This is a genomic window from Mesorhizobium sp. ORM8.1 (assembly GCF_053005525.2).
Genome location: NZ_CM132600.1, coordinates 4352740 through 4365211, shown reverse-complemented (window position 1 = coordinate 4365211; position 12472 = coordinate 4352740). Strand labels below are relative to the sequence as shown.

12 protein-coding genes are annotated in these 12472 nt (G+C 62.8%); 2 read left to right on the top strand and 10 right to left on the bottom strand.

The features are described 5' to 3' along the window. Nucleotides 1–10: 10 nt before the first annotated feature. On the top strand, nt 11–415 hold the full coding sequence (gene msrB, locus ACVDG8_RS21915) for a peptide-methionine (R)-S-oxide reductase MsrB (RefSeq protein WP_447256566.1): 405 nt from the start codon (nt 11–13) through the stop codon (nt 413–415). A 53-nt stretch (nt 416–468) separates the two neighbouring features. Here msrB and ACVDG8_RS21910 read toward each other — a convergent pair whose 3' ends face one another. Further along, nucleotides 469–807, bottom strand: a complete 339-nt coding sequence (locus tag ACVDG8_RS21910) for a hypothetical protein (protein WP_447256565.1) — start codon at nt 805–807, stop codon at nt 469–471. Nucleotides 808–973: 166 nt separating this feature from the next. On the opposite strand from ACVDG8_RS21910, the gene ACVDG8_RS21905 reads away from it, so the two are divergent. Beyond that, the gene (locus tag ACVDG8_RS21905; protein WP_447257410.1) at nt 974–1483 is read left to right on the top strand and encodes an arsenate reductase ArsC; all 510 of its coding nucleotides are present in this window, start codon (nt 974–976) and stop codon (nt 1481–1483) included. Nucleotides 1484–1513: 30 nt separating this feature from the next. Here the strand turns inward: ACVDG8_RS21905 and ACVDG8_RS21900 are convergent, their stop codons facing one another. From ACVDG8_RS21900 to ACVDG8_RS21860, 9 genes are all read right to left on the bottom strand, one after another. Beyond that, a complete protein-coding gene (locus ACVDG8_RS21900) occupies nt 1514–1960 on the bottom strand; it encodes a hypothetical protein (protein WP_447256564.1) in 447 nt (148 codons plus the stop codon). 22 nt (nt 1961–1982) lie between these two features. After that, nucleotides 1983–2243, bottom strand: a complete 261-nt coding sequence (locus tag ACVDG8_RS21895; RefSeq protein ID WP_027166762.1) for a DUF2312 domain-containing protein — start codon at nt 2241–2243, stop codon at nt 1983–1985. A 152-nt stretch (nt 2244–2395) separates the two neighbouring features. Then, nucleotides 2396–5854 carry a pyruvate carboxylase gene (gene pyc, locus ACVDG8_RS21890; RefSeq protein ID WP_455707215.1) on the bottom strand — a complete coding sequence of 1153 codons (3459 nt, stop codon included), beginning with the start codon at nt 5852–5854 and terminating at the stop codon, nt 2396–2398. 271 nt (nt 5855–6125) lie between these two features. Beyond that, nucleotides 6126–7244 (bottom strand): branched-chain amino acid ABC transporter substrate-binding protein, encoded by a 1119-nt coding sequence (locus tag ACVDG8_RS21885; RefSeq protein WP_447256563.1) that lies wholly within the window; start codon nt 7242–7244, stop codon nt 6126–6128. Between the two features lie 137 nt (nt 7245–7381). Then, entirely contained in the window at nt 7382–7729 is a 348-nt protein-coding gene (locus tag ACVDG8_RS21880; RefSeq protein ID WP_447256562.1) for a DUF6867 family protein, read from the bottom strand. Between the two features lie 14 nt (nt 7730–7743). Further along, nucleotides 7744–8472: an ABC transporter ATP-binding protein gene (locus ACVDG8_RS21875; RefSeq protein WP_447256561.1), complete on the bottom strand. Its 729-nt coding sequence runs from the start codon at nt 8470–8472 to the stop codon at nt 7744–7746. Next, nucleotides 8472–9890 carry an ATP-binding cassette domain-containing protein gene (locus tag ACVDG8_RS21870; protein WP_455707214.1) on the bottom strand — a complete coding sequence of 473 codons (1419 nt, stop codon included), beginning with the start codon at nt 9888–9890 and terminating at the stop codon, nt 8472–8474. The genes ACVDG8_RS21875 and ACVDG8_RS21870 overlap by 1 nt, the downstream gene beginning before the upstream one ends. Beyond that, nucleotides 9890–11284 (bottom strand): high-affinity branched-chain amino acid ABC transporter permease LivM, encoded by a 1395-nt coding sequence (gene livM, locus ACVDG8_RS21865; RefSeq protein WP_447256559.1) that lies wholly within the window; start codon nt 11282–11284, stop codon nt 9890–9892. The genes ACVDG8_RS21870 and livM overlap by 1 nt, the downstream gene beginning before the upstream one ends. Before the next feature lie 4 nt (nt 11285–11288). Then, a complete protein-coding gene (locus ACVDG8_RS21860; RefSeq protein WP_447256558.1) occupies nt 11289–12191 on the bottom strand; it encodes a branched-chain amino acid ABC transporter permease in 903 nt (300 codons plus the stop codon). Nucleotides 12192–12472 lie beyond the last annotated feature (281 nt).

Here is a 12472-nt window from a genome sequence, read left to right as displayed (position 1 = left end):
AGGAGATCAAATGGACACCCACACCTATCCTGTCACTCGCACCGACGCCGAATGGCGCGCCCGGCTGACGCCGGAGCAGTATGCCGTCATGCGCAATCACGGCACCGAGCGCCCCGGCAGCTGCGCCCTGCTTTACGAGAAGCGCGCCGGCACTTTCTACTGCGTCGGCTGCGACCAGCCGCTGTTCGAATCCAAGCTTAAGTTCGAAAGCGGCACCGGCTGGCCGAGCTTCAACGATCCGGTCCCGGGTTCGATCGAGAACACCGTCGACCGCAGCTACGGCATGGTCCGCACCGAATGCCACTGCGCGCGCTGCGGCAGCCATCTCGGCCACGTCTTCGAGGACGGCCCGCCGCCGACCGGCCTGCGCTACTGCATCAACGGCGTGGCGCTGCGCTTCGCGCCGACGGCCTGACGGGATTTCAAGGAAGGGCGGCTTCGGCCGCCCTTTTTGTGTGTACCCGGCCTTCAGGCAATGACCGTTGCGATCAGCCACAGCGCCGAGCCCAGCATCATCGCTTGGGCTTTGAGGCCGCTGGCATTCTCCGCCGTCCGCCAGACCGCAATGGTGAGGAAGATGTTGTAAGGCACCGGCAGGAAGTGCACCGCGAGCACCAGCCAGAGCGGCAGCTTCAGGCCCAGCAGGACCAGGGCCACTGCCGACGAGGCAATGCTGAGCAAGGTGCCGACAAGCAGCATGTCACGCCAGAACAGCCGGTCGAGCGGTTCCTCGCCCCGCCAGCGTACGCGCCAGAAGCTGCTTTTGTGGTCGATACTCCCTGACGCTTCCTGAGCAGGCTTGTCCATCAATCAGGCCTCGCCTCGCCAAAATGCCGAAGCCTCACCCCTTCGACGTGAGCGCGAAAATCGATGTCGAGGGATGCAGAAATCAGCCGCAAAAAGGTGTACAATTCACAGAACTGTGATCCGCATCGCATTCTGTCTTTTGCATGGCAACATGGAGGGATTCGGAATGGCTGAACACGTCTACAATGTTCTCTTTCTCTGCAACGCCAACTCGGCCCGTTCGATCATGGGCGAAGCCATTCTCAACCGTATCGGCGCTGGCCGCTTCAAGGCCTATTCGGCAGGCGCAAATCCCAAGGGCTCCGTCAACCCCTACGCGCTTCAACTGCTGGAAAGCCTGAGCTACGACACGTCCTTCGCTCGCTCGAAAAGCTGGGACGAATTTTCTAAACCGGGCGCTCCGGAGATGAACTTCGTCTTCACGCTTTGCGACGGCACGGCCAATGAAAGCTGCCCGGTTTGGCCGGGCCATCCGATGACCGCGCTTTGGGCGGTGCCCGATCCCTCCAAGGCCGGCGGCACCGACGCCGAGCAGCATCTCGCCTTCGCAGATGCCTTTCGCATGATGAGCAACCGCATCGGCCTGTTCACGAACCTGCCGATCCACTCGCTCGATCGGATGGCGCTGCAGCAGCATCTGGAAGAGATCGGCAGCGACCAATCGCGAGCCGGTTGACAGCGACGGGCGGCGAAATCGCCAAGCTTTTTACGGCCAGGCTTCTCCCAAGACGTCGATCACCGCTTCTTCGATACGCGAGCATTCCGTCACCAGCCAGTCGGTCATGGCCGGCCAGTTGTCTTCGGCATAGCAGTTCACGTGCCACAGTGAATTGATGCCGAGGCCCTGCGAGCTCTGCTCCGGCTTCAGCTTCAGCCTCGCCTCGATCGCCGGCTGGAACGGCTTCAGCCGTGACCAGGAGTGCGTGGCGCCGAATTTTTCATTGCGCCCGAAAAAGACGCCGACATGGTTCTGCGCCGGCGCGACATACATGGAAAGCACCAGGGCGAAGTCAGGCATTCCGCGCTGCCAGAACCAAGGGCCGCGACGGGCCAGCCTGGCTCTTTCTTCCGGATGCCGCTCGGAAAACAGCGTCCAGAAGCCGCGATGGCGGAACTCCGAGGCCCGGTGGCCGCCGAAGTCGAACTCACTCATGGCCGGTCCCCGGCCACGACGGCTAGACCATGCCGAGCGCGGCCTTGTACAGATCGAGGATGGTCTCCTCCTCCTGGCGCTCGGCCTGATCCTTCTTGCGCAGCCGCACGATGGTGCGGACCGCCTTGGTGTCGAAACCTGTGCCCTTGGCCTCGGCGTAGACGTCCTTGATGTCGTCGGAAATCGTCTTCTTTTCTTCCTCGAGGCGCTCGATGCGCTCGATGATGGCGCGCAGCTGGCCGGCGGCTACAGTCTGGCTGGTCTCGGTGATCTCGTCGGCCATTTTTTCTCTCCGCGTCTTATGGGGTCACGGCGATTCCCGCCGTGCCAAATTGGAGCGGGTTCCCTGCCCGAGCGGGCGCGGCGGGTCAAGCCACTATCGAGCCGTTGTGAACTGCTACTGTCATCCACCCGCCTCGCGCCGCGCGCAGCTTGTTATTTGAACGCGATCAGCAGGTCCTTGGCGTCGATCTGGTCACCGGCCCTGACCAGCACTTCGGCGATCTCGCCGTCGCGCTCGGCATGGAGTGCTGTTTCCATCTTCATAGCCTCGATCGACAACAGCACGTCGCCCGCCTTGACCGCCTGGCCGGACGCTACGGCAAGCGCCGACACCACGCCCGGCATCGGCGCGCCGACATGCGCTTCATTGCCGGGCTCGGCCTTGCGCCGCGCCTTGGCCGCCGACGCGCCATGCGCCCTGTCCGGCACTCTGACGCGACGCGGCTGGCCGTTGAGCTCGAAGAAGACGGTGACCATGCCCTTCTCGTCGACATCGCCGAGCGCCAGGCAGCGCACGACCAGCGTCTTGCCTTTCTCGATGTCCAGGAAAATCTCGTCTTCCGACTTCATGCCGTAGAAATAGGTCGGCGTCGGCAGCACGCTTACCGGCCCGTAGGTTTCCTGCGCGGCGGCAAAGTCGGTGAACACCTTCGGATACATCAGCCAGGAAGCGAACTCATATTCCGAGAGCTTGCGCTCCAGCTTTGCCTCGATGTCCTTGCGGCTGGCCTTGAGGTCGGCCGCTTTCAAAAGCGAGCCCGGCCGCACGGTGATCGGCTTGTCGCCCTTCAGCGCCTTCTTTTGCAGCGCCGCGGGCCAGCCTCCAGGCGATTGGCCGAGATCGCCGCGCAGCATCGACACGACCGAGTCCGGGAAAGCGATGTCCTTGGCCGGGTTCTCGACATCGGCGACGGTGAGATCCTGGCTCACCATCATCAGCGCCATGTCGCCGACAACCTTGGAGGACGGCGTCACCTTGACGATGTCGCCGAACATCAAGTTGACGTCGTGATAGGCCTGCGCCACCTCATGCCAGCGCGTCTCGAGACCGAGCGAGCGGGCCTGCTCCTTGAGATTGGTGAACTGGCCGCCCGGCATCTCATGCAGGTAGACCTCCGAGGCCGGCCCCTTGAGGTCGCTCTCGAAGGCGGCGTACTGGTTGCGCACCGCTTCCCAGTAGAAGGAGATGCGGCGGATCCATTGCGGGTCGAGGCCGGGGTCGCGCTCGGTGCCTTTCAGCGCCTCGACGATCGAGCCGAGGCAAGGCTGCGAGGTGTTGCCGGAGAAGGAATCCATTGCCGCGTCGATGGCGTCGGCGCCGCTTTCCACCGCCGCCAACACGGTGGCCGCCGACAGACCCGACGTGTCATGTGTGTGGAAATGGATCGGCAGGTCGGTCGCTTCGCGAAGCGCCTTGAACAGCACCCGCGCCGCAGCCGGCTTCAACAGGCCGGCCATGTCCTTGACGGCGATGATATGCGCGCCGGCCGCCTCCAGCTCCTTGGCCAGCCCGACATAATATTTGAGGTCGTATTTGGCGCGCGCCGGATCGAGGATGTCGCCGGTGTAGCACATCGCCGCTTCGACCAGCTTGCCCTCGGCGCCGACCGCGTCCATGGCGACGCGCATGTTCTCGACCCAGTTCAGGCAGTCGAAGACGCGGAACAGGTCGACGCCGCCGCTGGCCGCCTGTTTGACGAAATGCTGCACGACATTGTCGGGATAATTGGTGTAGCCGACGCCGTTGGCGCCGCGCAGAAGCATCTGCAGCAGGAGATTGGGCGCGGCTTCGCGCACTTGCGAGAGCCGCTCCCAGGGATCCTCGGTGAGGAAGCGCATGGCGACGTCGAAGGTCGCCCCGCCCCAGCATTCCAGTGACAGGAGCTGCGGCAGCGCCCGCGCATAGGTGCCGGCGATGCCGACAATGTCATGCGTGCGCATGCGCGTGGCAAGCAGCGACTGGTGGCCGTCGCGCATCGTCGTGTCGGTGACCAGCACCTGGCGCTGCCCACGCATCCAGGCGGCGAACTTCTCAGGCCCGAGCGTGTCGAGCCGCTGCTTGCTGCCGTCCGGAACATGGCCGTTGAGGTACGGCACCACCGGCGCAGCCGCATTGGCCTTCGGCATCGGCCGGCCGCGCGTTTCCGGATGGCCGTTGACGCTGACATCGGCCAGGTAGTTGAGCAGCTTGGTGGCGCGGTCCTGCCGCTTCACCTGCTCGAACAGTTCCGGCGTCGTGTCGATGAACCGGGTCGTGTAGGAATTGTCGTGGAAGCGCGGGTGATTGATGATCGCTTCGAGGAAGGTGAGGTTAGTCGCCACGCCTCTGATGCGGAACTCACGCAGCGCCCGGTTCATGCGGGCAATCGCCTCGCCCGGCGTCGGCGCCCAGGCCGTCACCTTCTCCAAGAGCGGATCGTAGAAGCGGGTGATGACGGCGCCGGAATAGGCGGTGCCGCCGTCGAGGCGGATGCCGAAGCCTGCCGCCTCGCGATAGGCGGTGATGCGGCCATAGTCCGGAATGAAATTATGCTCCGGGTCCTCGGTGGTGATGCGGCATTGCAGGGCGTGGCCGTTGAGCCGGATGTCGTTTTGCGCCGGAACGCCGGATTCCTTGGTGCCGATGGCGAAGCCATCAAGGATGTGGATTTGCGCCTTGACGATATCGATGCCGGTAACCTGCTCGGTGACGGTGTGCTCGACCTGGATGCGCGGATTGACCTCGATGAAATAGAACTTGCCGGTGTCGGCGTCCTGCAGGAACTCGACGGTGCCGGCGCCGATATAGCTGGTCTCGCTCGCGATCTTCAGCGCGTAGCCGCAAAGCTCCTGGCGCAACGCCTCGCTTAGATACGGCGCCGGCGCGCGCTCCACGACCTTCTGGTTGCGGCGCTGGATCGAGCAGTCGCGCTCGAACAGATGCACGGCATTGCCGTGCGTGTCGCCAAGCACCTGCACCTCGACATGGCGCGCACGCTCGATCAGCTTCTCGAGATAGACCTCGTCCTTGCCGAAGGCGGCCTTGGCCTCACGCTTGCCTTCCATGACCTCGCGCGCCAGGTCGGCTTCCGCGCGGATGGCGCGCATGCCGCGGCCGCCGCCGCCCCACGAGGCCTTGAGCATCACCGGATAGCCGACCTCGGCGGCAAGCTTCTTCACCGCCTCCATGTCGTCGGGCAGCGGATCGGTGGCCGGCACCACCGGCACGCCGACCTCGATCGCCAGGTTGCGCGCGGCGACCTTGTTGCCCAACCTGCGCATCGTCTCCGGCTTCGGGCCGATAAAGATGATGCCGGCTTCGCCGCAGGCCTCGGCGAATTCCGGGCTCTCCGACAACAGGCCGTAGCCGGGATGGATGGCGTCTGCGCCGGACAGCCTGGCGACGCGGATCACTTCTTCGATCGACAGGTAACTCTCGATCGGCCCCATGTCCTTGGCGAGATGCGGTCCGCGCCCGACCTGGTAGCTCTCGTCGGCCTTGAAGCGATGCAGCGAATATTTATCCTCCTCCGCCCAGATCGCCACAGTTTTGAGGCCGAGCTCGTTGGCCGCGCGAAAGACGCGAATGGCGATTTCGGACCGGTTGGCGACGAGGATCTTCGTGATGGCCAAGGACAGGGCTCCAGCAGCGTAAGGGAAGATGAACCGGCGCAATGATTAACGTGAAAATGCTGCAGTGCAAACAGAATCGAGCGACATCTAAAACGATTTAAGTCCCCTGTTTGCGCCACGGGGATCGTTATTATGCTGTCGATGCCGACGAGACGATCGCAAGCGGTGTTTCCGAGGCAGGCAAGGCTGTCCGAACGCCGGCGCGTAGCGCCAAAGAAAAATGCCCGGCGCAGGCGCCGGGCATTCCGAAAAGTCGACTTCTGTAGCCGGCTTATTTCTCGAAGTAGCTGTACTTGCCGTCGTCGCCCTTCTTCCACTCGTAGATGACGTAGTCAGGACGAGTGATGTCGCCCTTGGCGTCATAGCCGATGTCGCCGATGGCCGTCTTCCAGGTGTTGGCCTTGATCGTCGCGGCAACCTTCTGTGCGTCGTCAGCCGAGCCGGTCTTGGCGATGGCCTGGGCAATGATCTGCACGGCGGCATAGGAGTAGAGCGTGTAGGCTTCCGGCTCGAAGCCGGCGGCGCGGAACTTCTCGACCACCTCCTTGGCGGCCGGATTCTTGCGCGGATCCGGAGCGAAGGTGTTGAGCGTGCCGGCAACGGCGTCGCCCGCGATCGAGGCCAGTTCGTTGGAGACGATGCCGTCGCCCGAGAACAGCGGCGCCTTCAGGCCCTGGTCGGCCGACTGACGGATGATCAGGCCGGCTTCGGTGTGCAGGCCACCCCAGTAGATGAGGGTGACGCCGCTTTCCTTCATCTTGGCGATGAGGGCCGAGAAGTCCTTGTCGCCGACGTTGACGCCTTCATACATCACTTCCGTGATGCCGTTGGCGTTCAGGTTCTTCTTGGTCTCGTCGGCAAGGCCCTGACCGTAAGGCGTCTTGTCGTGGACGATGGCGATCTTGGCGTCCTTGAAGTTCTTGGCGATGTAGTCGCCGGCCACCTTGCCCTGCTGGTCGTCGCGGCCGCAGGTGCGGAAGGTGTTCCACATGCCGCGCTCGGTGAACTTCGGATTTGTCGCGGCCGGCGTGATCTCGAGCATGCCGTTTTCCTGATAGACTTCCGAAGCCGGGATCGAGACGCCCGAATTGAAGTGGCCGTCGACATACTTGACGCCGTCGGCGACGAACTTGTTGGCCACCGAAATGCCCTGCTTGGGATCGGAGACGTCGTCACCGATCTCAAGCTTGAGTTGCTGGCCGTTGACGCCGCCGGCCGCGTTGATGTCGGCGATCGCCTGTTCGGCGCCCTTCTGCAGCTGTGCGCCGAAGGCGGCGTTCGGGCCGGTGATCGGACCGGCGACGCCGATCAGGATATCCGCGGCCCACGCGCTGCCGCTGAACGCGACGAACGCGGTCAGCGCAACGGCGGACAAGAGTGATTTTTTCATTGAAACGCTCCCATTTACGGAGTGGGCGTGGATGACACTTTCATGCGATGCCCACCCTTATCGCAGAAAGCATAGAATGCCGATTTTCAGGCACTTGTCACGCCGATTCATCCCCGAAACGGCGTTAATGGTGAACGTCAACCTTTCGGTTTCCAGCTCAATAAGGAAGCTCTTTCATAGAGCCAATTATACTGTGTCACCATTTGGTTGGTGCGTGTGTATTGATAGCCGACGAAGCCCAATATCATCAGCACAATGGTGTCGATGATGTAGTAGTGCAGCGAAAACATCGTGCCGCCGAACAAGGCATGATGGATAAACCTGATGCCGATGCCGAGGCCGATCATGTAGAAGAACAGCTGCACGTAGCTGCGCCAGGTCTCTGCCGCCGCCTTGCCCGTCATCCAGGCCGCCCAGCCGCCGAGCAGGCAGGTGACGAACAGGAATTGGAAGATATTGGCCTCTTCGTAGAGAATGCCTTGCATGATGGTGACCCTTATCAGTGATGTCCGCCTTCGAGATAGGCGGCGCGCACTTCCGGATTGGCGAGCAGTTCCTTGCCGGTGCCGCTCATCGTCACGTTGCCGTTGACCATGACATAGCCGCGATCGGCGAGTTTCAGCGCGCCGAAGGCGTTCTGCTCGACCAGGAACACGGTCAGCCCCTGCGACTTGTTGAGCTCGCGGATGGCGTCGAAGATCTGCTTGACGATCAGCGGCGCCAGACCCAGCGACGGCTCGTCGAGCAGAAGCAGCTTCGGCCGCGCCATCAGCGCGCGACCGATCGACAGCATCTGCTGCTCGCCGCCCGACAGCGTGCCGCCGCGCTGGCCGATACGCTCCTTCAGCCGCGGGAACAGTGTGAACACCTTCTCGACGTCCTCGTCATAGTGCTTGAGGTTGTCGAGGCTGGCGCCCATCTGCAGGTTTTCCATCACCGTCATGCGCGGGAAGATGCGGCGTCCTTCCGGCGATTGGGCGATGCGCATGCGGGCGATCTCATGCGTCGGCAACTGGGTGATGTCGGTGCCGGCGAAGGTGATGGTGCCGGCACGGGCGCGGGGTGCGCCGAAGATGGTCATCATCAGCGTCGACTTGCCGGCGCCGTTGGCGCCGATCAGCGCCACGATCTCACCCTGGCTGACGGAAACGTCGACGCCGTTCAGCGCCCGGATGTTGCCGTAGAAGGTCTGGACGCCCTTGATATCGAGTAGCGTTGTGCCGGCCATTATTTGCGCCCTCCGCGCGTCGCGGGCTTGGCCGCCACTTCCTTCGCAAGCGCCTTGGCCTGTCCGATCCAGTCTTCGCGCGTGATGCGCCCGTCAAAGGCAAGATAGGCTTCCGCCGCTTCGATATCGGCCTTCTTCCAGGCGGCGATCTGGTCGAAATGGAAGATGCCGTGCTCGTTGAGCTTTTTCTCGTTGACCGGGCCGATGCCTTTGATGCGGATCAGGCTGTCGGCCTTGCCGCCACGCGGGGCATCGAGGCGGTTGGAGATGCCGCCGGTTTTCGCCGCCGCCGACGGTTTGGCCGGCGCTTTGGCAACCGGCTTCTTCTCCGCTTTCGCGACCGGCTTTGCCGGAGCGGGTTCCGCGGCCGGCGGCACGACGGGCACGCTGGCTATGGACGCGGCGCGGGCATCGACCTGAGCCGCCTTCGACGCGCCCTTCGAGACGGTGACGCGCTCACCCTCGTTTGCGTGTTCGGTCGTATCGGAGACCGGTCCCGCCATCATCGAGGCGGAATTGCCCGGGCCATGCGCGGCGTCGGGGCCTGTGTCGAGCTGCTCGATGACATCCTCGTCGCCGACCTCGGTCAGCACCGTCTCGACCTCTTCGTCGTCGACGCCGAGATAGGCGGCGATGACGCGCGGATCGGTGCGCACGGACTGCGGACTGCCGTCGGAGATCTTGCGGCCGTATTCGAGCACGACGACGTGATCGGAAATCTGCATGACCACCGACATGTCATGCTCGATGAGCAGGATCGACGTGCCGATGGCCTTGATGCCCATCAGCAACTCGTTGAGGGCGGCCGATTCCTTCGGATTGAGGCCGGCGGCAGGCTCGTCGAGGCACAGAAGCTCGGGCCCGGTGCACATCGCACGCGCGATTTCCAGACGGCGTTGCGCGCCATAGGGCAGATCGCCGGCCGGATCGTCGGCGCGGTCGACCAGGTCGGCCTTTTCCAGCCAGTGCCTGGCAAGGTCGATCGATTCGGCCGAGGCCTGGCGATAGCTCGGAAAGCCGAACAGGCCGAGGAAGGTATAACCGGAGGCCTTCATCAGCTTGTTGTGCTGGGCAACCAGAAGGTTCTCGAGCAGCGTCATGCCGGAGAACAGACGGATGTTCTGGAAGGTGCGCGCCACCTTGGCGCGCGCCGGGATCTCATGGTTGGGCAGGCGCTCGAGCAGATAGGTCGAGCCGTCCTTCCGGTTCAGGGAGATCATGCCTTCCGACGGCTTGTAGAAGCCGGTGATGCAGTTGAACACCGTCGTCTTGCCGGCGCCGTTGGGGCCGATCAGCGCGGTGATCTCGCCGCGCTTGGCCTGGAAGGACAGGTCGCCGATGGCGACCAGGCCGCCGAACTTCATCGACAGGTGCTCGACCTGCAGGATGAGATCGTTCGTGGAAGCTTGCGTGTTCATCAGCCGTGTCCCTCCTTGGTGAAGGACGCAGAGACCGCTCTTCGCTTCTTAAGGAAGGCCGTCGGTTCTCGACTGCCGACAAAGCCGCGCGGCTTCCACAGCATGACGATGACCATGGCCATGCCGAACAGAAGCATGCGGTAGAGCTCAGGCGTGAAGTCGGGCCCGAACACCGCCTTGAGGAAGTCCAGTTCGCGCAGGATCTCGGTGCCGCCGATCATGACGAGGGCCGCCACCGCAATGCCGCCCAGCGAGCCCATGCCGCCAAGCACGACGATGGCCAGGATAATCGCCGATTCCAGGAAGACGAAGGATTCAGGGCTGACGAAGCCTTGCCTTGCGGCGAAGAAGGAGCCGGCAAAGCCGCCGAACATCGCGCCTGTCGCGAACGCCGTCAGTTTGGTGGTGGTGGTGTTGATGCCAAGCGAACGGCAGGCGATCTCATCCTCGCGCAGCGCTTCCCAGGCGCGGCCGACAGGCAGGCGGCGAAGCCTGACGGTGACGAAGGCGGTGAGCAGGCACAGCAGCAGGATGAGATAGTAGAGGAAGATCTTGTAGTAGGCGCCCGACTGGGCGATGCCGAACACCTTGGCGATATAGTTCGGATCCGAGACGTTGAACGATATCAGGCCGAAGAACGACACCTTCGGAATGCCGGAGATGCCGGCCGAACCGTTGGTCACCTCGCGCCAGTTGATCAGCACGAGGCGGATGATCTCGCCGAAGGCAAGGGTGACGATCGCCAGATAGTCGCCGCGTAGCCTGAGCACCGGAAACCCGAGCATAACGCCCCAAAGCGCAGCCATCGCACCGGCTGCCGGCAAAAGGATCCAGAACGACAGGCCGAAATGCGTGCCAAGCAGGGCATAAGCGTAAGCGCCGACGGCATAGAAGGCGACGTAACCGAGATCGAGCAGGCCGGCGAGCCCGATGACGATGTTGAGCCCCCAGGCCAGCATCACATAGATCAAGATCTGGATGCCGAAATTGTCGACCCATTTCAGCGAGCCCTGGAAGCCGAACAAAAAGACCATTGCCGCCGGGTAGAGGAAGAGGACGACAAGGCCGATCTTGTTGAAGTTGCGGCGCACCAGGCCGGGCTCCACCGCAACGGCCTTGGGCGCCGCGGCCTTTTCAGCCTTCGAGCGTTCCATCGCCGGAACGACAAAGGCGACATAGAGGAAGCGGCCGATCGTGACGGCGGCGACCACGATGGCAAGCAGGCCCCAGCGCTTCACCAGGATCAGTTCGTTGCTGATGTTCTGGTCGGTCCTCAACCCGATGAACAGCACGAACAGGCCGAGCGAGATGAGGCCGGCATAGAGCGCTTCACGCAAAGCGCGTTGGATGGGAGTAGCGACGGCGTCGCGCTCCGGGGACACGGTAACGGCCATGGGCTCAGACCTTTTCAACTTCAGGCCGGCCCAGGATGCCGGAGGGAAGGAAGATCAGCACGATCGCCAGGATCGAGAAGGCGGCGACGTCCTTGTAGTCGATCGAGAAATAGGCCGACCACATGCTCTCGATAAAGCCGATCAGAAGCCCGCCGAGCACGGCGCCGGGCAGCGAGCCGATGCCGCCGAGGACGGCCGCGGTGAACGCTTTGACACCTGGAGTGAAGCCGTCGGAGAACACCACGACGCCGTAATACATCAGGAACAGCGTTCCCGCGACGGCGGCAAGGGCGGCGCCCATGATGAAGGTGATGGAGATGGTGCGGTCGACATCGATGCCGAGCAGCGCGGCCATCTTTCGGTCCTGCTCACAGGCGCGTTGCGCCCGCCCGAGAGCCGTCCTGTTGACCAGGTACCAGAACAGCGCCAGCAGTGCCGCGGTTACGATCACGATGATGATCTGCTTCAGCGAGACGCTGATGCCGTCGATCGTGTAGACCTTGCTGACCATCGGCGGGATCGGCTTGTTGCGCGGCCCTTGCGTGACCTGCACGAAATTGGAGAGCGCGATCGACATGCCGATGGCGGTGATCAGCGGCGCCAGCCGGAACGATCCGCGCAGCGGCCGATAGGCCACCTTTTCGATCGTCCAGTTGTAGAGGCTGGTGAGAAGCATCGCCACGATCATCATGATCAGAAGCGCGATCACGATCGGCACCGAATAGAACAGCGCGCCGAGGATCAGGAAGACGATGAGGGCCGTGAAGGCGCCGACCATGAAGATATCGCCATGGGCGAAATTGATCATGCCGATGATGCCGTAGACCATCGTATAGCCGATCGCGATCAGGCCATAGATCGATCCCAGCGTCAGCCCGTTTATAAGCTGCTGGACGAAGTACTGCATATTTACGCGGCTCCCCTGGAATGTCGCCTTCCCGGACGCATTCCTTTTCGTATTTCCCCTAGTCGTAAAGTTTCGAGCCCGGATTGCAACGTGATTTTTCAATCGCTCTGCGTGGTTTGGAAGCACGCCGTCCGATTGCCCGTTTTTTTCGCGCCCGACCCCTGGACTATCGCGGACCGTAGCATTGGCACAACGCAATGTCTTTGACGATTCAACCTTATGATGAGCCCCCTTTCGAAGAAATCACCGTCAAAATAAGTTGATTGGGAGAATTCTTGCGT